Below are 20,550 nucleotides of genomic sequence, written 5' to 3' on the forward strand. Positions count from 1 at the left end.
CGAATTGGGTTGGACACCAACCTATGTCGACTTCCGGGCCGGCTTGAAGGCAACCGTCGACTGGTACCGCGACAACGAGCAGTGGTGGCGACCGCAGAAGGACGCTACCGAAGCCGTCTATGCGGCGAAAGAGTCCGTACTGCCCTGAAACATGGACTAGCTGCTGCGTGACATTCGGTGGCGCAGAAGCAGATACACCGCGCGGCGCATGAACGACGTCATCAGAGCCTTGGCGTTTCCGATGCGTACGTCGCCGTTGGACAGCAACGTCGGATCGCTTGCCTGCAGTGAGCGGTGGAAGTCCGCAGCCTGACGGGCCTGCTGGGTGGCCAGCTCGACGCTCCACTGTCCCGAGTTGATGCGGAACGACGCCAGTGGCTGTGGGATGGCGACGATGTCGCCGCGCAGGGCGACCGCGATGAAGGTGGCCTGGTCGATCAGGTAGGGGTGGCTGTTGTCCCACAGTCCGATGTCGCGTAGCTCCGACAGCTTCATCATCACGCCGCCGGGCTCACCGAAGATGTTGGCGCCGGCTCGAACTGCAGTTCTGGCCGCTACTCGCCCCGACACCCTTCCCTGCAGTCCGCCGAGCCCGCGGGCGGCGATGACCGTCTTGCCGTAGGCGTCGATGAGGGTGCGCTGCGAGGCGACCAGAACGGCGGCCGGGTTGTCGTCGAATGCCTGCACCTGGATGGCCAGCGCGGTGGGCGCGATGGTGTCGTCGCCGCACACCAGTTTGATCAGATCGCCCGTGGCCTCCTCGGTGACGCGGTTCCAGTTGGCCTGTGCGCCACCACCGGCCGGGGTCGTCAGAACACGGATGCGGGGGTCGTCGAACTTCTGCGCGACGGCGAGGGTGTCGTCGGTCGACGAGTGGTCGGCGATGACTAGCTCGAAGTCGGTGAACGTCTGGGCGAGAATCGAATCGATGGTCTCGGCCAGGTATTCGGCGTTGTTGTACGCCGGGACGACGACGGAAACACGGGGGGTCATGGTGTGGGGGCCTGGCTCTTTCTGCGGAACGAGAAGTCGCGGTAGCCGAAGAAGCTGACGACTGCCATCACTGCTGTGACGACCAATTGTGAAGGGATGGGCGGGAAGTGGAGCACGGATACGGCGATGGTCATCAACGATATGTTCGCGAGGAACGCGCCGAAGTTGACGACGAAGAACCGCAGCAGATCGCGCAGGAAGTGCCCGCGCACGCGGAACACCAGGTAGCGGTACATCGCGAACGCGCACAGCACGTTGCACAGATAGCCGAGGACGATGGCGGCGTGGTAGCCGTACTGCTCACCGATGAGCAACTGCCACAGGATGAACCACGCGGTGCCCAACCCGGTGTTGACGCCGCCGACGAGCAGGAATGCGATCTTCTGATTCTTGACGATGCGCATCAGCGGCCCGGGCGCACCGCTCATGCCGGCCGGGGGAGCGGGAGTCTGCGGCTCGGTCATCGACCGACCGCCAATGCTTGACGCGTCGCGAACAAGGTCGACGCGATGCCTGCGGGCAACGTTCGATGGGTGCGACGATCGATTTCCGGCCAGACCGTAGACCGCAGTCGCAGATCGCGACCTTGGAAGGCGGCGAGGGGAGATGCCGCGAGCACCACGTTCGGCCGTCGGCGAAAGACTGTTCGGCACGCTCCGAGGATCGAACCGATCGTGACGGCCTCGCCCGAGGCGAAGATCTTGACCGTCGGCGAAAGTTGTTGCTCGGCAGACATCTCGAGGGTGTCGGCCACCATTTCGGCCGCGTCGGACACGTAGAGATAGTCGCGCAGCGTATCCATCGGTACAAAGATGGATACGGGCGACGCCATCAGGTATCCGCGACACAGGTGCGAGATCAGGCCTTGCGGTTTCGCGAGATTCTGTCCCGGGCCGTAGAGGTTCGCGAAGCGGCCGATCACCACATTGATGCCGGTGCGCACCCCGAAGTCGGTGGCGATCGACTCGGACTGCAGCTTCGCGAAGCCGTAGTCGCCCAACGGAACCGGCTGCGTTCCTTCATGATGCGGCGCTCCGAGTGCGCCCGCGTACACGCCCCCTGCGGACGAGGCGAGGAAGACCGTTCCGGTGTCGGCGCGATCGGCGGCTACTGCTTCGATGCGCGAGAGGACTGTGCGAATCAGCTCGTTCTCCTGAGCGAATTGCGCTGCGCTGGTGCCGTTCACACCCGCGCCCGCGGCCCAGATCACGTTCCACGCACCGTCGTCGAACGAGTCGAAGAATTCCGAACAGCGTTGCAGCAGAGCTTCTTCGGCCAACGCCCTGTTCGTCCAGGGGATCGTACTGGTGTGCACGTGATGCCCGCGGCGTTGCACCTCCCGGGTCGCTGCTGCGCCGAGTAGGCCGCCGCTGCCGACGATCCAGGTGTGCGTCGCGGTCACGTCGACGGTGTGTTGTCGGTCGACTGTGAATTCTCGACTGATTCTGCAGGCGCGGTGCGCCCGAGTGGGCCGTTTCCGGGATCGGTGACGATGAGGTACGGCGGCTTACCCATGGCGGTCTTGACGTTGACGCCGACGTATTCGGCCACTACTCCGAGTGAGAACAGGGTTGCCCCGAAGCCGAACAGCAGGATCACCATCGTCGATGCCCAGCCTCGCACCTCGGCACCCGAATCGAACACGAAGTACGAGATCAGCACGTAGGCCACCAGAATCAGGCCGAGCAGGGCGAAGGCGAGGCCGATGAAGCTGACCATCCGCAGTCCCTTGGTGCCGCTCGAGAGCACCATCCGCCAGAAGTGCGAGAGCAGTGTCCGCAGTCGGTAACCCGATCGACGATCCACTTCCTCCCGCAATGCCACCGGACTCGTCGAGACGTCGCCTGCGATCCACCCGAGAGCAATGTCGAGGTAGGCCTCGGAACCGGCATACGCGGCGACGGAACGACCGACTTCACCGAGCACCAGGCGGTAGCTCTGGTAGTCGACGGTGTTGTCCCCGGCCAGAGCTTTGGCAATCAGCCACTTCGAACCGCGGGAGGCGGCGTTACGCCACAATCCGTGCGGCGCGACATTGGTGGGCTTGGCGTAGACCACGGTGGACTGCCGGTCGAGGGCGGTATCGAGCATGCCGCCGATGGCCGCCGGGTCGTGTTGACCGTCCTCGTCCATCGTGACGATCCACTCGCCGCCACTCGATGCCATACCGGCCAGCGTGGCTGGGTGTTGGCCGAAGTTGCGACTGAGCCATACGCCGCGAACGAACGTGTGCGCGGCGGTGAGCTGCCGAATGACGGCAGCGGAGTTGTCGGGTCCGTGATCGAAGACGAGCAGAACCTCTTCGACGATCATCGGCCGGCCGAGGGGAGTGTGCACCACTTCGGTCAACGGAATGATCTCGTCCATCAACGCGCTGAGTGTCCGCTCGCCCTGATAGACCGGAACCACAATGGAAATGCGGTGCGGATCAGCAGCAGCGTCGTCGGACATCACGAGGGCTTACCCTATCTGGGTCGTTCCGCAGGCTCTACTCCCGTCCTTATCTGCTGGACGTCGTACTGCCGAGCTCCGGAGAACTCGAGCTTCTGCGCCGTCGCACATCGAGCACCACCAGGCCGATCAGCACCAGCACTCCGCCTGCCATCGCGGCCAGTCCGAGGCGTTCGCCCGGCGGCCGGAAGGTGATCTCGAGGTCCGCGTTGTCGGTGCCGGGCGGCAGGTCGACGTACAGGAAGATGTCGGCCAAGCCCTTCGTCTGCAGTTCTTCACCGTTCAGCGTGGCGGTGTACCCGGGCCAGGCCAACCGCGAGAAAACGACGCTGCCGCCGTCGGGTGCACTGACGTCGACGTGCTCGGAGTCGGCGTCGGAGCTGCGGGGTTCGGCTGTGGCGTCGACCGTCGCGACGACGCGTCCGGACGTCGAGGGAATCAGCCCGTCGACACGTTCGAGGACGAAGACCTGGCGAGCCGCCTCGGGAGTGGGTGCGGTCACCCACTGCCAGCCTGCGGGCGCGGGTTGGGAATCCGCGAACGGATACTGCAGCTTCTGCAGAACGACGCGGTCCAGTTGCATCAGGTCCGCGTAGGTCTTGCCGGTGTACGGCTCGATCTCGAACAGTCGGCCGAAGGCATCCGTGCAGGTCGATCCTTCGTGCTCGAAGCACAGCAGATTGGCGAAATCGAGGTAGCCGACGGGGGTATAGGCGTTGACGTAGTCCAGGCCCATGACCTTGGCGGAGTTGCCGTACACCTGGGAGTGCCACGGAAGCTGGGGGTCGTCCGGCCCGTTGGCCTGAGTTTCGGTCAGAGCGCGGCTGCCGAGTTGCAACGTCGAGCCCTGCCATTGTGGGAACTGCGCCTTCGCTTCGGACTGAGATGCGGGCAGCCACCATTTGTCGAACGGCGGCTCGTAGGTGGCCACCTGGTACATCGCAACCGGCGCGATCGTGACGAGGAGCAGCGCTGCCGTCGCCCGGGTGGAGAAGCGGTGGGCCAGCAGCAGCGCGAGTGCGCCGACGAGCAGGATCGCCAGCGCGGCGAGGATGTGGCGGCCGAAGAACTCCGGTCCCGAGGAGCCGGCGCGTAGCAACAGCACCAGTGTCAACAGACCGGCCGCGAGCAGCCGGGGCCGCAGCTTGTCGAGAGTTCCGTATCGACTGATCAGGGTGACCACGAGAATCAGCGCGACGATGGCGACGAAGGGAAGGATGCGCGCAGGCCAGCGGATGGGGCCGATGTCGCTCGGCCCGGCTGTGAAGACCAGTGCGAACGTCAACAGGATCAGCGGTGCGGCCAGCTCACGCAAGGCCGCGGGCACCCGACGCCACGCGATGAACGCGAGCGCGGGGACGACGAACCAGGCGATGTAGGTGACCGGCGACTCGGTGGTCTCGCCCGCCCACGATTCGATACTCGTCACGGCCGTGGGGATGCTTGCGGTCAGCGATTCCGACCACGGTGCCGTCAGGAAGTTGTCGTTGAACGTTCCCTCGTCGCCGCTGCGCCAGGTGACCGCCGAGGTCAGTACTCCAGGGAGGAAGGTCACAGCCCCACACGCGGCCGCTGCGATGCCGACACTGCACACCTTCAGAGCGGGTCGCCACAGGCGCTGGAACAGGCGTTCGCCGATCGCGACGGAGCCGATCATCACGCCGGCCATCACCGCAGCGTGTACGTAACCCACGCTGATGGCCAGGTAGAGGAACACGAACGGCACGATGGGGCCGCTGCGGCCGCGGGCGTATTTCACCGAGCTCGCCCACGCGTTGGTGATGTACGCGGTGCCGATGAGTGCGGTCACCCACGAGGTGTTCTCGAAGAACAGGGTGAAGCCGACGAACGGTGCACTCGCGCCCGCGACGGCGGCCCAGTTGGCGCGCGCTCCGTAGGTGAGTGCGACGCGATAGACGCCCCAGGCCAGCAGGATCGAGAAGCCGAGTTTGACCACCGTTGCGAGCAGTACCAGGTTGTCGACGGACGGCGAGATGTAGTTGATCGCCATCTGCACCGGGTTCCACAGGCCGCCCTGGCCTTCGACGGGATAGTTGCCCGCCATCCACTGATCGAGCACGAGGGACGGAAAGTGGCCGTCGCGTATGATGCGCCCGAGCTGAAGCCAGTTGGGAATGGCTCCGGATTCGGTGTCGTCGATGTAGAAGAAGCGCGGGTCGACGCTGAGAATCAAGAGATAGCCCAACACGACGACTGCGGCGATCGCCGCGCCCCATACGAGGCGCTCTCGTTTGCCGTCGGGCAGAGAGCCGCTCGTCATCTGGGTATCCGTGGTGGGCAAAGTCAACTCCGTGAGTTCGGGCAAAGACACCCGACTCTAGCTCTCGAGGTGCCCGGTAACCGAAACGTCGAGTCCTCCACGACGCCGGTGTCTGCGGCAATGCGGCTATTGCGAGTGATCACTCTCTAAGTTAGAGTTTCGTCATCCTATGACGGAGGTCACATGAACGCGAACATTCCTTTCGACGTCGTCATCACCGGCGGCACCGTGTACGACGGATCCGGCGGCCCGGGAGTGCGAGCCGATGTGGGCATCGTCGACGGCGTCGTGCGGGCCGTGTCGGCCACACCGCTCGAGGCGGGCGCGACGACCGAGGTGGTCGATGCCACCGGCAAGTGGGTCACGCCGGGCTTCGTGGACGTACACACCCATTACGACGCCGAGGTGCTCGTCGGGCCGGGCCTCGAAGAGTCCGTCCGGCACGGGGTCACGACGGTTCTGCTGGGGAACTGTTCGTTGTCGACGCTCTACTCCACCCCGGTCGACATCGCAGACCTGTTCAGTCGGGTCGAGGCGCTGCCGCGCGATCATGTGCTCAAAGCGGTCGATACGCACAAGACGTGGAACAGCCCCGACGAGTACATCGCAGCGCTCGAGCGACTGCCTCTCGGCCCCAATATCGCAGCGCTGGTGGGTCATTCGGATCTGCGCGCGCACGTGATGGGCCTGGACCGCTCGACCGATCGCAGTCAGAGGCCCACCCGTGAGGAATGGCGTGCAATGTCCGACGCGCTCAAGCATGCACTCGATGCCGGGCTGCTCGGAATGTCGACCATGACGAACCCGTGGGACAAGTTGGACGGGGATCGGTACCGGTCTCGGTCGTTGCCGTCCTCGTACGCGCGGTGGAGCGAGTTCCGTGCACTCCACAAGATTCTGCGTCGACGCGGGCGGCTGTTGCAGAGCATCCCGAACCTGAACACCAAGTACGACATGCTGTTCTTCCTCGCCTCGGCCACCGGGATCGGCCGCACTCCGCTCAAGATCTCGCTGCTCGCCGCGGCGGACGCGAAGGCGTCGCCCTGGATTCATCGTGTCTTCGGTCCACTGGCTCGGATGGTCAACGGGCCGGGCAAGGGTCAGTTCCGCTGGCAGCACCTGCCCACCACGTTCGACGTCTACTCCGACGGCATCGACCTCGTGGTGTTCGAGGAGTTCGGCTCCGGCCGCGCAGCTCTTCATCTACGAGAAGAGTTGGGCCGCAACGAGTTGCTCTCGGACGAGGCCTACCGCCGCTGGTTCCGTGCCGATTTCGAGAAGAAGTTCAGCTCACGCGTCTGGCATCGAGACTTCGCCGACGCCGAGATCACCGAGTGTCCCGACGTGTCGGTCGTCGGAAAGAACATCGCTGAGGTCGCGGCCGAGCGTGGTGTGCACGTAGTCGACGCGTTCCTCGATCTGGTGGTCGAGCACGGCCGAAAGCTGCGCTGGCACACAACGGTTGCCAATCATCGCAAGCGGCAGATGGACAAGCTGATCAACCAGCCCGGGGTCACTGTGGGATTCTCCGATGCCGGTGCTCATCTGCGGAACATGGCGTTCTACAACTTCGGTATCCGGTTGCTGCACCGCGTGCACGACGCACGCAACGATCGACGGCCGTTCATGACCGTCGAGAAGGCGGTGCACAAGCTCAGCGGCGAGTTGGCCGACTTCTACGGTGTCGACGCCGGACACCTTCGGGTGGGCGATCGTGCCGACATCGTCGTGATCGACCCGGAGGGTCTGAACGAGGAGGTCCTGGCCTATCGCGAGGAGACAATGCCGGAGTTCGGTGGCCTGAGTCGAATGGTCAATCGCAACGACCGTGCTGTCACCGCCACCCTGGTCGCGGGCCGAGTGGTGTTCTCCAGCGGCACCTTTGCGCCGTGGTTCGGCGTGTCGGAGCGTGCGGGTAGCTTCCTGCGGGCAGGCACTGCCACGGCTCCTCGACGCCGGGAGCGTGTGTGAGTCCGAGTCAACAGCAGCGCCGCACCGAGACCATCGGAAAATTGCTGGACGCGACGATCGCATCGTTGTGCGAGAAGGGCTACGCCGCAACCAGTGTCAGTGAGATAGTCAGCCGCGCGGGGGTGTCGTCCGGGGCCATGTTTCGGCACTTCGACACCAGGCTGGATCTGATCGTCGCCGCGGCCGACGAGGTTCGCCGACGTCAGTTCGTCGAGTTTCGCCGTGGCCTGTCCGGTTTCGGGAGCGCATCGATCGAGCACTGCCTCGAACTGCTCAGGGCTGCGTGCCGCGCCCCGATCAACGGGGCCTGGTACGAGCTGCTGACCGCCGCCCGCAGTGACGAGGAGCTACGAGAGAGGCTGCAGCCGTTCACCGTTCGATATCACGAGCAGATAGGCGAACTAGCACGAGCGCTGCCCGTCGCCGGCGTGATCGATCCACGGCATCTGGAAACGGTGATCTTCACCGTGGTGCACCTACTCGACGGTGAGGCGTTGGCGGCCGTGGTCCATCCGCAGCCCGAGCAGGAGGCCATGCGGCTGAGAATGATTGCTCACCTGCTGCGTGGTGGCACTCTGCACGCCCTGACGGACGCGGGATGACCGGCTGGACGGTACGCACGTCCGGTGCCGAGCTTCCCGTATTCGAATACGGAAACCCGTCCGCGCGCTCGACGGTGCTGCTGGTGCACGGCTATCCCGACAACCATCACGTGTTCGATCCGCTGATCGCCGAGCTCGCCGACACGGTTCGGGTGATCGCCTACGACACGCGAGGCAGCGGAGCGTCCGTGTTGGGGCCTGCGGCGGACGTTGCCATCGAGCAGCTGGCGCGAGACGCCTTCGCGGTGGTCGAGTCGATTCCTGGGCTCACCGGCAAGGTTCACGTCTTCGCCCACGACTGGGGGTCGGTTCAGATGTGGGAGGCGATGGCCGCTCCTCGGGCTGCCACCGCCTTCGCGTCGTACACGTCGGTGTCGGGGCCCAGCCTGGATCATCTGCGGCAGGTCGCGCGAACGCAGCTGGTCCGGCCACAGCGTTGGCCCTCGCTCATCGGGCAGCTGGCTCGGTCCTGGTACGTCTTCGGGTTTCACGTGCCCGTGGTCGGCACCCGGGTACCGGCTTTGTTGGCGCGACTGGGCGCCGAGGGCGACCCGACCCCGACGGTGGTGGACCAGCAGCGCGGCATCGCCCTGTACCGGGCCAACGTGCTGCGGCGTGTGCTCCGCGGGCCTGCTCCGTTGTGCACCGTCCCGACCACCGTGGTGGCTCCTACACACGACCGCATGCTGTCGCCGAACCTCACCGACGGTCTGGATCGATGGATCCCCGACCTGCGCGTCGTCCGGGTCGACGCAGGCCACTGGTGGCCGTACACACACCCGGTCGATGCTGCTCGCGTGCTGATGGCCAGGGTGCAGGAAGCGGAGTAGACGGCGAGCGTCGGACGGTTCGGCCGCGGGCTGTGCAACCATGGTCAGTGGTCTTCTTCTCTCCACGGCCGCACAGAGCCACTACTCGAACTGGATGGGGTATTTCTCGGTATGGACGGCACTGCTCTCGATCGTCTCGGCTCCGCATCGGATGTGTCCGCTTCTTCCGGCGGTGACAGCCGGTCCGAGCTGACTGTTCAGAGACTTCTGTTCGACGGGCCGTCGCCACTGGTCAGCGCCGATATGTACAGCTCCGTCGGCAAGGGCAATGCCGAGCGCACCCGCACCGGCGCGCGGATCGCCAAGCGCAGCGTGCTGCACACGAACAGCTATTTCGGACGGTTCCCGGCCAGCTACTGGCAGCGGTGGACCTCGGTCACCGAGGTGGTCTTCCAGGCGAACGTCTCCGGTGCCGGCCGAGTCGATCTGGTTGCGACCGACTACAAGGGCCACGAGCGCACGATGGCCAGCACGACGGTGGACTCCGCGAACGCGTCGACTCAGTTGGCCGTTCCGGTGGCCACCACGCAGTTCCTCGACGGCGGCGCGCTGTACGTCCGCTTCACCACGACGTCGAGTGAGTTGTCGGTGCAGGACGCGGAGTGGACCGTCGCCGCTCCCGAGAAGCTGCGACCCACCTCGGTAGTGATCTGCACGTTCAACCGCGCCGACGACTGCGCCAACACCGTTGCCGCGATGGCGGACGACCCGATTGCGCTGCTCGGTGTCGACAACGTCTACGTGATCGATCAGGGCACCGATCAGGTGCAGACGCGGGAGAAGTTCCAACGCGTGGCGGCCGAGCTCGGCGACAAACTCGTCTACATCACCCAGCCCAATCTCGGCGGCGCAGGCGGGTTCACCCGTGGCCTGTACGAGGTGCAGGGCAAGGGCGGCGATCCGGCCAACGTGATCTTCATGGACGACGACGTGCTGTGCGAGCCCGAGGCGATCGTCCGCATGAACTCGTTCGCCAACATGACCATCGAGCCCGCCATCATCGGCGCGCAGATGCTGTACCTGCTCCACCCCGACCGTGTGCACGTCGGTGCCGAGGTGGCGAACCTGCAGAAGCTCGAAGCCGGAATCCACGTCAAGAACGCGATCTCGGACAAGAGTGCGTTCAAGCGCAAGCGTCAGCAGGATGTCCGCGTCGACGCCGGATACAACGGCTGGTGGTCGTGCCTCATCCCGTCCGAGATCGTCGGACAGGTGGGGTACCCGTTGCCACTGTTCTTCCAGTGGGACGACATCGAGTACGGATACCGCTCTCGCGCAAACGGATTCGCCACCGTCACGCTCCCGGGTGCGGCCGTCTGGCACGCTGACTTCGCGTGGAAGGACTGGGACGAGTGGCATCGCTACTTCAACCTGCGCAACGGCATGATCACCGCCGCCCTGCACATCGAACTCGACGGTAAGACGCTCGCGAAGCAACTCTTCACCGACCTGCTCCGCTACCTGGTGTCGATGCAGTACGGCATGGCGTACACGCTGATCAAGGCCGTCGAAGACTTCTTGGCAGGCCCGGACAATCTGCTCGACGGCGGTATGGACGCCGCCGGTTCCATCCGACGCGAACGTGCTGCCTACGGAGAAACGAAGCGGCACAACGCGAACGACGTTCCCGGGGTGCGTCCGGCCGACATGTTCATCACTCCTGCGGGCCCGCATCCGAAGAAGAGCATGGAATTCGCCGTGCTTGCCAAGCGAGTGCTCAATCAGTGGCGCGGGACGGTGAACCCCGGCCCCGTAGCCATCTCGGCCGACGACGCGCACTGGTGGCACGTCTCGCTGTTCTCGCACGCGATCGTCACCGATCGCTCGCAAGAAGGCGTCCGAGTTCGCAAGCGCAACAAGGCCCATGCGTCCGAGCTGCTCAAGCGCGGGGTGACCGCACTCAAGCGTCTGCGCACCGAGACGCCGACGGTTGCCGCGTTGTACCGTGCCGCCGTGCCGAAGCTGACGAGCCGAGAGAACTGGGCTCGCCTCTACGGGCAGTAGCTAGTTCGATCGAAGCCTGGGTGCCGTGCGAATCCGTACGACGACCTGTTCGTTGTCGGCGGTGTAGCCGAGGTAGTCGAACTCGGTGCCGGTGCGTGCGACGAATTCCGTCCACGCCCGGTACTCGTGGTTGCGCCAGCCGGGGAAATTGAAGTACTCGTCGAACACGATGACGGTGCCCACGGCGAGTCGATCGGCCACCAGATCCAGCACGGTGACCGTCGAGGAGTACAGGTCGGCGTCGAGGTGCAGGAAGGCCAGCTTCTCGTGGTGACCCTTCAGGAAGCCCGGCAGAGACTCCTCGAACAGTCCGGGGACGATCTGCGCGCCCGGCACTTCGGGGATGCTCTCCTGCTCGAACAGTCCCTTCGGAAAACCGGTACGCCACGTCTCGGGTAGACCGGAGAAGACATCGAAGCCGGCGACGACGGTGATGTCCTTGCGCGGTGCCAACTCCTCGGCGATGATCTCGAGGGTCGTGCCGCTGGCAACGCCGAACTCGAGGGCCATGCCGCGGATGGAGACCTCGCCGAGTGCGAAACGCAGCGTCGCGTGCGGCCCGAGAAACGTCGGTGTCAGCGGCATCATCTCCTCGGCGAACTCGGCGCTCTGCGCAGCCGCTTCCACCTCGGAGGCGTAGAAAAGATCGCGGCGCGTGCGATGTTCGAGCCCGCGGACGAACGTGTGCAGTTCGGCGATCTCGCGACGTTGCCGCTCGACCACCTCGAGCAATTTCGCCTGCTGGTCACTCGTCTGCTCGGCCAGCTGCGCCGTCTGCTTCTCCAGAACCTCGCCGATTGCCCGCTGCAGCTTCTCCCGTGCCGACGACTTGATGCGATCCGCGAGCTTCCGAGGTTCCGTCATGGGCACACGGTAGCGGTATCACGTGGGTGCGCGCACCCCTTGGAGGCAGCGTCAGGGTCGGCGGAAGTGTTCCCGACGCCCCAGCCCGCGCAGCCGGAACCACTCGGCCAGTCCCTTGGGATTGCGTGTGGTGATCAGGAAGAACCAGGTGAACCGAATCCACTCCTGCGGCAACAGCTTTCGCATGCCGGGTTGCGACATCAGGTAACCGCGGTTGCGGTAGGTGAAATAGCGCTTGGTCGCATCCTCCGGGTACTGCGTGTGCATCCGACCACCGAGGATCGGCTTGAACTCCTCGGCCCCGTTGGGGTGGACGTAGGCGGTGGTGAGGCACGTGCCGAACTTCAGGCCCGAGCGTTGCAGCCGACGATGCACTTCCACCTCGTCGCCGCGCACGAACAGCCGCAGATCGGGCACGCCCACCGCATCGATCGTCGACGCCTTGAACAGCGCGCCGTTGAACAGCGACGCAATGCCCTCCAGGAGATCGTCGTCCGGATTCTCCGGGTCGATCAACTCCGACCGCAGCCGACGCCACTCGACGCCGCGGCGGAGCGGAAACGCCAGCCGATCCGGATCGTCGATGTCGCACACAACGGGGGAGACCTCGTCGAGGCCGTGGGCGAGGGCGCAGTCGTACAGAGTCTCGAGCACCTTCGGGCCCTCGGGGCGGCCGTCGTCGTCGGCGAGAAACACCCAATCCGCACCGAGCGAGAGCGCGTACAGAATGCCGAGGGCAAACCCGCCCGCGCCGCCGAGATTGTGCTGCGAGCCGAGGTACGTCGTCGGCAGGGCCGTCGACTCCACCAACTCGCGGACAGCGGGCTCGTCGGCGTTGTCGACGACGACCAGGTGATCGAGCGGACGGGTCTGAGCACCGATCACGTCCAACGACAAAGCCAGCAACTCACGACGCTTGTGCGTGACGATGACCCCGACAATCTTGTCAGGCACCGGCTGCATCTTCCCGCTCGATCTCTTTCAAGATCTGCGCGACGTGGTCTCCCGCGTCGTCGCCGTCGTATGCCCGCACCACTTCCTCGATGCCGCCCTGCTGCCGTACCTGGCCGTGATCGATCCACATCGCGGTATCGCACAACTGAGCCAGGAATTCGTTGGAGTGGCTGGCGAACACCAGGATTCCCGAGCGCTTCACCAACTGCTGCAGCCGATGACGCGCCTTCTTCATGAATTCGGCGTCCACGGCCCCGATGCCCTCGTCGAGCAGCAGGATCTCAGGGTCGATGCTGGTGACCACACCCATCGCAACGCGCACCCGCATACCCGTCGAGTAGGTACGCAGCGGCATGTCGAGGTAGTCGCCGAGTTCGGTGAAGTCGGCGATCTCGTCCATCTTCGCGAGCATCTGCTTGCGCGTCTGGCCGAGGAACAGGCCACGAATGATGATGTTCTCGTAGCCGGAGATCTCCGGGTCCATACCGACGCCCAGATCGAACACCGGCGCGACGCGGCCGCGGATGGTGGCGCTGCCACGCGTCGGCTCGTAGATGCCCGAGAGCAGTCGCAGCAGAGTCGACTTGCCCGCGCCGTTGTGACCCACCAGTCCGACGCGATCGCCGTCCTTCAGGTTCATCGTGATGTTCTTGAGTGCTTCGACGACGACGACGTCGGAGGAGTTGCGGTCGATGGCACCGCCGGCTTTACCGAGGAATGCCTTCTTCAGCGACCGCGTCTTGGCGTCGAAGATCGGAAAGTCGACGCATGCGTCATGGGTACTGATGCTGATGGACAACTGCTGACCCCTAAACCCAGTAGGGCACGCGGGCCCGGTACTTCTTGAGAGCGAGAATGGCCAGCGCCCAGCCGACGACGGTGAAGCCGAGCACGATGTACCAGTGGTACGCCTGCTGATCCTCGCCGATCAGCGGGGCGCGGATGATGTCGAGGTAGTGGAACAGTGGGTTGATCTCGACGAGCTTGGCGCGGTTCGCGGCCTCGCCGCCCATTTGCTGCAGGCCCGATGTGGTCCACACGATCGGCGTCATGAAGAACATCAGCGTCACGAAGCTGCCGAGAATCGGGGCGATATCGCGGTAGCGGGTGGCGATGATGCCGAACAGGATGGACACCCACACGGCGTTGAGCAGGATCAGCACCAGCGCCGGGATCGCGAAGATCACGGTCCAGTGCAGCCCACCCTCGGGCCAGAAGATCGCGATGATGATCACGTAGATCAGCATGTTGTGGCCGAGCAGCAGCAGTTGACGCCACACCAGGCGATACACGTGCACACTGAGCGCGCTCGGCAGCTGCTTGATCAGACCCTCGTTCGCGACGAAGACGTCTCCGCCTTCGAGAATCGCGGCACTGATCAGGTTCCAGATGATCAGACCGACGGTGACGTGCGGCAGGAACGAGCGCAGGTCGATGTCCAGCAGTACCGAATACAACAGGCCCATGGCGATGGCCTGCACGCCGGTGGCGATGGTGATCCAGAACGGGCCGATCACCGACCGTCGATAACGCTGTTTGATGTCCTGCCAGCCGAGATGAAGCCACAGTTCGCGCTGATTGAAACCGGTTCGCAGATCGCCGAACGCGCGCCGATAAGTCTGTGAGTCCGAAACCGGAGCAGGCATCTGTTCTCCTGCCTCGCTCTCGGGATCCTTCGCTGGTGCCGACACGACGGTCGACACTACCCGTCGAAACGCCCTGGCTCATTCCGCAGGCTTCACTCGCACCTTCTACAGGTACTGGCCGGTACCGCTTCCACTGTGGCCGCTACCCGGGGTGCCCATCACACCGGGAGGCAACGCACCCTGCCGCATCTGCTCGAGTTGGGCGCGGGCGGCCATCTGCTGCGCGAACAGTGCCGTCTGGATGCCATGGAACAGTCCTTCGAGCCAGCCGACGAGCTGCGCCTGTGCGATCCGCAGTTCTGCGTCGGTGGGGATGACGTCGTCTCCGAAGGGCAGCACCAGACGCTCGAGCTCGTCGCGCAGTTCCGGCGCGAGTCCCTGTTCGAGTTCGTGGATCGACGACTTGTGGATTTCCTTCAGACGCGTCCGGCTCGCGTCGTCGAGCGGAGCGGCGCGCACTTCCTCGAGCAGCTGCTTGATCATCGTGCCGATGCGCATGACCTTCGCGGGCTGCTCGACCATCTCCGACAGGCCCGACCCGTCGTCCGAATCTTCGTTCGCCGACGATCCGGCGGCGCGGGCGGCTGCGGCCGTCGCTTCCTCGCGGCTCAGGGCGAGCGGTTCTCCGTTGGGGCCGATCACAACGACGTGGTCATCGGGGGCACTGTTCGACTCGGATTGGGTCATGTATCCATCTTTACGCGTCGCTCGTCGTTGCGCGATCGTCCGGGGCGATTATCCTGGTTCGGTCGTCGGGAACAGTAGTTCGTCGAGAAAACAGCCCGGGGCTCGTCGGACAAATGTGGAAGCAGGGAGGGATCGAGCGTGCGAAGTGGGCAACCGTTCCCTGGCGAAACGGGACGTGGAACACATGCTTCACCGGTCGGCGCTTAGAGTGTCCGGCATGGGGTACGACGTCGCGCGGGTAAGAGGGTCCATTCCCTCCCTCGGCGACGGGTGGATTCATCTGGACCCTCAGCTGGGGATGTTGATACCGGATCGGGTGTCGACCGCGGTGTCCACGGCGTTTAGGCACAGCGCGTCCAACCACTCGGCCGGTAACACCGCAGCCAAGCGGAGTGCAGCTCTGCTCGAATCTGCGCGTGTGGCGATTGCCGATCTGGTGGGTGCGTATCCGTCCGGGGTCGTCATCGGACCGGACCGCGCGACGCTGCTGTCGTGGCTCGCCGAGTCGATGAGCTCACGGCTCGGTCTGGGAACCGGGCTGGTGCTCTCGCGCTTGGACGAGGAAGCCAATGTTGCGCCGTGGCTGCGGGTGGCCAGCCGAACCGGCGCGCACGTCAAATGGGCCGAAGTCGAAATCGATACCTGCGAGCTGCCCACGTGGCAGTTCGACGAACTCATCACCTCCACCACCAGGCTCGTCGCGGTCACTGCGGCGTCGCCGATCGTCGGCAGCGCACCCGATGTCCGGGTTGCAGCAGATCTGGTGCACGAGGTGGGCGGACTGATCGTCGTCGACGCAGCCGGAGCTGCTCCGTACGCTCACGTCGACATCAAGGAACTCGGAGCCGACGTCGTTGCGATCGATGCCGCTGCGTGGGGTGGCCCGTCCGTCGGCGCGCTGATCTTCCGCGATCCGACCCTGCTGGAACAACTTCCGTCGATGTCGCTCAACCCGTCGGCCAAGGGGCCCGCGCGGCTCGAGGTCAGCAGTCACCAGTACGCGTTGTTGGCCGGTGTGGTGGCCTCCATCGACTACCTGGCCAATCTCGACGACGCCGCGACAGGAACCCGTCGTGAGCGTCTCGAGCTCTCGATCGGATCGCTGCAGTACTACCACGACGGGCTGTTCGACTACTTGATGAAGGCGCTGAATTCACTGGATCACGTCATGGTGCTGGGCAATGCACCCACGCGTGTTCCCACCGTGAGTTTCACGGTCGAGGGTGTGCCTGCAGTGAAGGTGTCCGAGCAACTCGCGCAGGCCGGAATCGGCAGCGTCAGCGGAGTCCACGGCGGCAGTCGTCTGCTCGACGCACTCGGAGTCAACGACGAGGGTGGTGCCGTCTCCATCGGTCTGGCTCCGTACACCACCCGCTACGAGATCGATCAGCTCGTCAAAGCGCTCACTGCGCTCGCCCTGTAGAGCGGCTTCGCCGCACGTGCACGAAACCTCGTAGCCCACTACGAGGTTCCGCTCACGACCTCAGGCGCACATCACTGGACTCGCAGGATCACTTTCCCGATCGTCTCGGCCTCGTCGAGCATTCGATGTCCCTGCGCCGCTTCGGTTATCGGGATTTCGGCGTGCACGACGGCAGTGACGCGTCCCTCGGAGATCAGCGGCCACAGGTGCTCCGTCATGTCCGCGACGATGTTGGCCTTGCTCGACGGTCCGGTTTCGGGGCGCCCGCGCAACCCGGCTGCGTGTACCGAGCCGCGCTTGGCGAGGAGTTTGCCGAAGTTCAGCTCTCCCTTCACGCCGCCCTGCATCCCGATGGTGACGACGGTGCCGTCCATGGCCAGGGCGTCGAGATTTCGATCGAGGTACTTCGCTCCCATGTTGTCCAGGATCAGGTCGGCTCCGTGATCCTTTGTCTGTGAACGAATCTCGGTGACGAAGTCCTGGTTCTTGTAGTCGATGAGGATGTCCGCACCGAGATCGGCGCACATGTCCAGCTTGTACTTCGAGCCGGCGGTGACCGCGACGGTGACGCCCATCTGCTTGGCCACTTGGATTGCGTGCGTACCGATTCCGCTACCACCACCGTGGATGAGCAATACCTGGCCCGAGCGCATGTGTCCATCCATCACCAGGTTGGACCACACTGTGGATGCGACCTCCGGAAGTGCCGCTGCCACATGCAGATCGAGCCCTTGCGGAATCGGAAACAGCTGAGTGGCGGGTACTGCGACCTGCTCCGCATAGCCCCCGCCGGCCAACAGTGCGCAGACTCTGTCGCCCACGCTCCAACCGCTGACGCCTTCGCCGAGTTCGGAGATGATGCCCGAGCATTCGAGGCCGAGAATGTCGCTGGCACCAGGGGGCGGCGGATAGTTGCCTTGACGCTGCATCAGATCGGCACGGTTGATGGCAGTGGCCGAGACGTCGACGATCACCTGCCCGCGGCTCGGACGTGGGTCGGGAACCTCGGTCCATTCCATGACGTCGGGGTCGCCGAATTCTTTGAGTGTGATGGCACGCATGTCTCCATAGTGCGCCTCTGGCGCAGTGGTGCGGTCGAGTGCCCCAGGAGGTACTCAACCGCACCACTGCCGCAGGCACTCCTACAGGTCCCAGAGGTTGATTCCGAAGTCCTCGGCGTGCTGGTCGATCTGGGCCAGCTCGTCGTCGGTGAAGTCGAGGTTGTCCAGCGCGGCCACGTTGTTCTCCAGCTGTTCGACGCTCGATGCGCCGATCAGGACGGACGTCACCCGCGGGTCGCGCAGGGCCCAGCTCAGTGCGAGCTGTGCGAGGGATTGACCGCGGGCGGCGGCGATGTCGTTCAAAGCCCGAAGGTGTCCGATGTGGTCGTCGGTGAGCCAATCCGGGTTCAACGACTTACCCTGTGCTGCGCGCGAATCCGCAGGAATACCGTCGAGGTACCTGTCGGTGAGCATGCCCTGCGCCAAGGGAGAGAACGCGATGACGCCTGCGCCGATCGCGTCGAGAGTGCCGAGTAGTTCGGGCTCGATCCAGCGGTTGACCATCGAGTAGCTGGGTTGGTGAATCAGCAGGGGAACACCCGCGTCGGCGAGCAGGTCCGCCATCTTCTGCGTCCCCTCGGGCTTGTAGGAGCTGATGCCCGCGTACAGGGCCTTGCCCTGCTGAACCGCGCTGATCAGCGCGCCCGCGGTTTCCTCGATCGGGGTGTCGTGGTCGGGACGGTGGCTGTAGAAGATGTCGACGTGGTCCAGGCGCATGCGCGTCAACGATTGGTCCAGCGAAGAGAGCAGATATTTCCGAGAACCACCGAAGCCGTACGGGCCTGGCCACATGTCCCAGCCGGCTTTGCTCGAAATGATCAGCTCGTCGCGATAGCCGGCGAAATCCTCCGAGAAGATGCGACCGAAATTCTTCTCCGCACTGCCGTAGGGCGGGCCGTAGTTGTTGGCCAGATCGAAGTGCGTGATCCCCAGATCGAAGGCGCGACGCAGGATCGCGCGCTGGTTCATCACTGGAACGTCGTCGCCGAAGTTGTGCCACAGTCCCAACGAGATCGCCGGGAGCTTCGGTCCGCGTGATCCCACTTGCCGGAAGTGCATGGACTCGTATCTGTCGGCTGCGGCAACGTACGGCGGTTCGATGTTGGGATCTGTCATAACTCGACCATAGGTCTCGGACTCGAATCGAACATTCAACCAGTGCAAGCTACTCGTCGGTAGATTTCTTGCCTAAGATGTCACGGGTGACGGCCGAACTAGCCATTGGTTCCGGGGGGGACCCGCAGTGGCTCGACACTGCGGAAATGAAAGCATGGCGCGCCTACATGGACGGCGGGCAACGATTGATGGGGGTACTGAACAAGGATCTGCAGGATGGCCACGATCTGTCGATGGCGGAATACCGCATCCTGGTGATGTTGTCCGAATCGGTCGACGGCTCGGTTCGAATGAGCGAGCTGGCCGACGGTGTCCTGTCTTCGAGAAGTCGCCTGACGCATCAGATCAGGCGAATGGAAGTTCAGGACATGGTCACTCGCAGTACCTGCGTCGACGACGGCAGAGGCGTACTCGCGGTGATCACCGAGGAGGGCCGTCGACGATTGGCGGAGGCGGCACCCACCCATGTGCGCAGTGTGCGCCGACATCTCGTCGATCTGCTTTCTCCAGAGGAACTCGAGGTGCTCGGCACCATCTTCGAGAAGGTCGACGCAGCGATGGACACCTCTGCCGCGGCACCGCGACGATGAGGGGCGATTGGGACTCGGGCCGCCCAGCCGTTTAAGATCGCACACGGAAGCGTGGCAGAGCGGCCCAATGCACTCGCCTTGAAAGCGAGAGACGTGTAAAAGCGTCCGGGGGTTCAAATCCCTCCGCTTCCGCCACATGTTCGCTGTCGAACCCCGGTCCACCCGCAAGGGTGGGCCGGTTTGTGTCTGTGGACGATCGGCGCCGACACAGACAGCGCCGGCTGGTATCGATCCCAGCTCAGTGGGTACTACCTGCGAATGAGCGAAGAAGCGCGGCGCAACGACGGCGACAACGAGGGACCTCTGGAAGAGGAACTCGAGGAAAGTTTCGACGCCGTTGTGTCGGAGGGTGCCGAGCGATTGCACCGCACCGTGCGCACAGTCCTGATCACCGGATTCTTCGGCGGGCTCGAAGTCGCTCTGGGTGTGATGGCGTATCTCGCGGTTCTGGAGGAGACCGACAGTCATCTACTGGCAGGCCTGGCGTTCGGAATCGGCCTGGTGGCTATCTATCTCGCCCATGGTGAGCTGTTCACCGAGGACTTCCTGATGCCGATCGCAGCGGTGGTGGCCCGCAACGGAACACCTCTGCAGCTGGCAAGGCTGTGGATCGGGACACTACTGGCGAACTTGCTGGGCGGTTGGTTCGTGATGTGGTTGATCGCGCACGCGTTTCCGCAGTGGCTCGAGGTGTTGTCCGAGTCGGCACATCATTTCGTCGACGCGCCACTGAATCTTCAGTCGATCTGCCTGGCTGTTCTCGGTGGCAGCACGATGACCCTGCTGACCCGCATGCAGCAGGGAACAACCTCCGACGTCGCACGGATCATCGCGGCGATGGCGGCTGGTTTCCTTCTGGCCGGTCTGCAGTTGTTCCACTCGATTCTCGATTCCCTGCTGATCTTCGGGGCCATCCACGCGGGTGCGGACGTGAGCTACGTCGCCTGGATCGAATGGTTCGGATACACAGTGCTGTTCAACATCATTGGGGGCGTCGTGTTGGTCACCGCGCTGCGCTTGGTGCGCACGAAGGAGCTGGTGAAGTCCGAGCGTGACCGGAATCCCGAGTAGTCAGCG

General features: G+C 64.3%; 19 protein-coding genes, 1 tRNA gene and 1 pseudogene. 9 read left to right on the top strand and 12 right to left on the bottom strand.

Annotation, left to right across the window (positions count from 1 at the left end; translation table 11 throughout):
• A pseudogene (locus tag CH294_RS27945) lies at positions 1-148 on the top strand (dTDP-glucose 4,6-dehydratase); the annotation flags it as partial.
• Between the two features lie 8 nt (positions 149-156).
• Here CH294_RS27945 and CH294_RS26280 read toward each other — a convergent pair.
• The 5 genes from CH294_RS26280 to CH294_RS26300 are packed head-to-tail and all read right to left on the bottom strand — an operon-like array spanning position 157 to position 5,725.
• Complete coding sequence (locus CH294_RS26280; protein WP_094609065.1) at positions 157-993, bottom strand: glycosyltransferase family A protein; 837 nt, start codon at positions 991-993, stop codon at positions 157-159.
• Entirely contained in the window at positions 990-1,457 is a 468-nt protein-coding gene (locus CH294_RS26285) for a GtrA family protein (RefSeq protein ID WP_032381099.1), read from the bottom strand. The genes CH294_RS26280 and CH294_RS26285 overlap by 4 nt, the downstream gene beginning before the upstream one ends.
• Positions 1,454-2,395 carry an SDR family oxidoreductase gene (locus CH294_RS26290; RefSeq protein WP_094703547.1) on the bottom strand — a complete coding sequence of 314 codons (942 nt, stop codon included), beginning with the start codon at positions 2,393-2,395 and terminating at the stop codon, positions 1,454-1,456. Before CH294_RS26290 ends, CH294_RS26285 begins: the two co-directional genes overlap by 4 nt.
• Complete coding sequence (locus CH294_RS26295; RefSeq protein ID WP_170944877.1) at positions 2,392-3,444, bottom strand: glycosyltransferase; 1,053 nt, start codon at positions 3,442-3,444, stop codon at positions 2,392-2,394. Before CH294_RS26295 ends, CH294_RS26290 begins: the two co-directional genes overlap by 4 nt.
• Before the next feature lie 49 nt (positions 3,445-3,493).
• Positions 3,494-5,725, bottom strand: a complete 2,232-nt coding sequence (locus tag CH294_RS26300) for a hypothetical protein (RefSeq protein WP_094739396.1) — start codon at positions 5,723-5,725, stop codon at positions 3,494-3,496.
• Positions 5,726-5,908: 183 nt separating this feature from the next.
• On the opposite strand from CH294_RS26300, the gene CH294_RS26305 reads away from it, so the two are divergent.
• The 4 genes from CH294_RS26305 (at position 5,909) to CH294_RS26320 (ending at position 11,132) form a co-directional block, all read left to right on the top strand.
• The gene (locus CH294_RS26305) at positions 5,909-7,696 is read left to right on the top strand and encodes an amidohydrolase family protein (protein WP_094739354.1); all 1,788 of its coding nucleotides are present in this window, start codon (positions 5,909-5,911) and stop codon (positions 7,694-7,696) included.
• Positions 7,693-8,298, top strand: coding sequence for a TetR/AcrR family transcriptional regulator (locus tag CH294_RS26310; protein WP_032381102.1), 606 nt, complete (start codon positions 7,693-7,695; stop codon positions 8,296-8,298). Before CH294_RS26305 ends, CH294_RS26310 begins: the two co-directional genes overlap by 4 nt.
• On the top strand, positions 8,295-9,128 hold the full coding sequence (locus CH294_RS26315) for an alpha/beta fold hydrolase (protein ID WP_094739355.1): 834 nt from the start codon (positions 8,295-8,297) through the stop codon (positions 9,126-9,128). The genes CH294_RS26310 and CH294_RS26315 overlap by 4 nt, the downstream gene beginning before the upstream one ends.
• 111 nt (positions 9,129-9,239) lie before the next feature.
• Entirely contained in the window at positions 9,240-11,132 is a 1,893-nt protein-coding gene (locus CH294_RS26320; protein ID WP_094739356.1) for a glycosyltransferase, read from the top strand.
• Here the strand turns inward: CH294_RS26320 and CH294_RS26325 are convergent, their stop codons facing one another.
• The 5 genes from CH294_RS26325 to CH294_RS26345 all read right to left on the bottom strand — a co-directional run bounded on the left by CH294_RS26325 (position 11,133) and on the right by CH294_RS26345 (position 15,283).
• Positions 11,133-11,996, bottom strand: coding sequence for a TylF/MycF/NovP-related O-methyltransferase (locus CH294_RS26325; protein WP_094739357.1), 864 nt, complete (start codon positions 11,994-11,996; stop codon positions 11,133-11,135).
• Positions 11,997-12,047: 51 nt separating this feature from the next.
• Positions 12,048-12,959 (bottom strand): glycosyltransferase family 2 protein, encoded by a 912-nt coding sequence (locus tag CH294_RS26330; protein WP_170944865.1) that lies wholly within the window; start codon positions 12,957-12,959, stop codon positions 12,048-12,050.
• Entirely contained in the window at positions 12,943-13,743 is an 801-nt protein-coding gene (locus CH294_RS26335) for an ABC transporter ATP-binding protein (RefSeq protein ID WP_170944878.1), read from the bottom strand. The genes CH294_RS26330 and CH294_RS26335 overlap by 17 nt, the downstream gene beginning before the upstream one ends.
• A 16-nt stretch (positions 13,744-13,759) precedes the next feature.
• Complete coding sequence (locus tag CH294_RS26340; RefSeq protein WP_165430239.1) at positions 13,760-14,596, bottom strand: ABC transporter permease; 837 nt, start codon at positions 14,594-14,596, stop codon at positions 13,760-13,762.
• 105 nt (positions 14,597-14,701) lie between these two features.
• Entirely contained in the window at positions 14,702-15,283 is a 582-nt protein-coding gene (locus tag CH294_RS26345) for a bacterial proteasome activator family protein (RefSeq protein WP_037152883.1), read from the bottom strand.
• Positions 15,284-15,500: 217 nt separating this feature from the next.
• Here CH294_RS26345 and CH294_RS26350 point away from each other — a divergent pair, with 217 nt between their 5' ends.
• Positions 15,501-16,706 (top strand): cysteine desulfurase-like protein, encoded by a 1,206-nt coding sequence (locus tag CH294_RS26350; RefSeq protein WP_032381109.1) that lies wholly within the window; start codon positions 15,501-15,503, stop codon positions 16,704-16,706.
• A 71-nt stretch (positions 16,707-16,777) separates the two neighbouring features.
• Here CH294_RS26350 and CH294_RS26355 read toward each other — a convergent pair whose 3' ends face one another.
• Both CH294_RS26355 and mgrA read right to left on the bottom strand, forming a co-directional pair.
• Positions 16,778-17,767 carry an NAD(P)H-quinone oxidoreductase gene (locus CH294_RS26355; protein WP_094739358.1) on the bottom strand — a complete coding sequence of 330 codons (990 nt, stop codon included), beginning with the start codon at positions 17,765-17,767 and terminating at the stop codon, positions 16,778-16,780.
• Positions 17,768-17,848: 81 nt separating this feature from the next.
• Positions 17,849-18,883, bottom strand: a complete 1,035-nt coding sequence (gene mgrA / locus CH294_RS26360) for an L-glyceraldehyde 3-phosphate reductase (RefSeq protein WP_094739359.1) — start codon at positions 18,881-18,883, stop codon at positions 17,849-17,851.
• 146 nt (positions 18,884-19,029) lie between these two features.
• Between mgrA and CH294_RS26365 the strand changes: the two genes are divergently transcribed.
• The 3 genes from CH294_RS26365 to CH294_RS26375 all read left to right on the top strand — a co-directional run bounded on the left by CH294_RS26365 (position 19,030) and on the right by CH294_RS26375 (position 20,544).
• Positions 19,030-19,473: a MarR family transcriptional regulator gene (locus CH294_RS26365; protein WP_052065233.1), complete on the top strand. Its 444-nt coding sequence runs from the start codon at positions 19,030-19,032 to the stop codon at positions 19,471-19,473.
• A 45-nt stretch (positions 19,474-19,518) separates the two neighbouring features.
• Positions 19,519-19,608: transfer RNA gene (locus tag CH294_RS26370), tRNA-Ser, on the top strand.
• A gap of 123 nt (positions 19,609-19,731) precedes the next feature.
• The gene (locus CH294_RS26375) at positions 19,732-20,544 is read left to right on the top strand and encodes a formate/nitrite transporter family protein (RefSeq protein WP_094739398.1); all 813 of its coding nucleotides are present in this window, start codon (positions 19,732-19,734) and stop codon (positions 20,542-20,544) included.
• Positions 20,545-20,550 lie beyond the last annotated feature (6 nt).

Source organism: Rhodococcus sp. 14-2483-1-1, assembly GCF_002259335.1.
In the GTDB taxonomy this organism is placed as follows: domain Bacteria; phylum Actinomycetota; class Actinomycetes; order Mycobacteriales; family Mycobacteriaceae; genus Rhodococcoides.

What these genes read in the sequence shown, in the direction of transcription:
- CH294_RS26305 (WP_094739354.1), top strand. Translation starts at nt 5,909, where the DNA reads ATGAACGCGAACATTCCTTTCGACGTCGTCATCACCGGCGGCACCGTG.
- CH294_RS26330 (WP_170944865.1), bottom strand. Translation starts at nt 12,959, where the DNA reads ATGCAGCCGGTGCCTGACAAGATTGTCGGGGTCATCGTCACGCACAAG.
- CH294_RS26300 (WP_094739396.1), bottom strand. Translation starts at nt 5,725, where the DNA reads ATGACGAGCGGCTCTCTGCCCGACGGCAAACGAGAGCGCCTCGTATGG.
- CH294_RS26320 (WP_094739356.1), top strand. Translation starts at nt 9,240, where the DNA reads ATGGACGGCACTGCTCTCGATCGTCTCGGCTCCGCATCGGATGTGTCC.
- CH294_RS26295 (WP_170944877.1), bottom strand. Translation starts at nt 3,444, where the DNA reads ATGTCCGACGACGCTGCTGCTGATCCGCACCGCATTTCCATTGTGGTT.
- CH294_RS26280 (WP_094609065.1), bottom strand. Translation starts at nt 993, where the DNA reads ATGACCCCCCGTGTTTCCGTCGTCGTCCCGGCGTACAACAACGCCGAA.
- CH294_RS26315 (WP_094739355.1), top strand. Translation starts at nt 8,295, where the DNA reads ATGACCGGCTGGACGGTACGCACGTCCGGTGCCGAGCTTCCCGTATTC.
- CH294_RS26325 (WP_094739357.1), bottom strand. Translation starts at nt 11,996, where the DNA reads ATGACGGAACCTCGGAAGCTCGCGGATCGCATCAAGTCGTCGGCACGG.
- CH294_RS26350 (WP_032381109.1), top strand. Translation starts at nt 15,501, where the DNA reads ATGGGGTACGACGTCGCGCGGGTAAGAGGGTCCATTCCCTCCCTCGGC.
- CH294_RS26375 (WP_094739398.1), top strand. Translation starts at nt 19,732, where the DNA reads ATGAGCGAAGAAGCGCGGCGCAACGACGGCGACAACGAGGGACCTCTG.
- CH294_RS26365 (WP_052065233.1), top strand. Translation starts at nt 19,030, where the DNA reads ATGAAAGCATGGCGCGCCTACATGGACGGCGGGCAACGATTGATGGGG.
- CH294_RS26340 (WP_165430239.1), bottom strand. Translation starts at nt 14,596, where the DNA reads ATGCCTGCTCCGGTTTCGGACTCACAGACTTATCGGCGCGCGTTCGGC.
- CH294_RS26355 (WP_094739358.1), bottom strand. Translation starts at nt 17,767, where the DNA reads ATGCGTGCCATCACACTCAAAGAATTCGGCGACCCCGACGTCATGGAA.
- mgrA (WP_094739359.1), bottom strand. Translation starts at nt 18,883, where the DNA reads ATGACAGATCCCAACATCGAACCGCCGTACGTTGCCGCAGCCGACAGA.
- CH294_RS26345 (WP_037152883.1), bottom strand. Translation starts at nt 15,283, where the DNA reads ATGACCCAATCCGAGTCGAACAGTGCCCCCGATGACCACGTCGTTGTG.
- CH294_RS26285 (WP_032381099.1), bottom strand. Translation starts at nt 1,457, where the DNA reads ATGACCGAGCCGCAGACTCCCGCTCCCCCGGCCGGCATGAGCGGTGCG.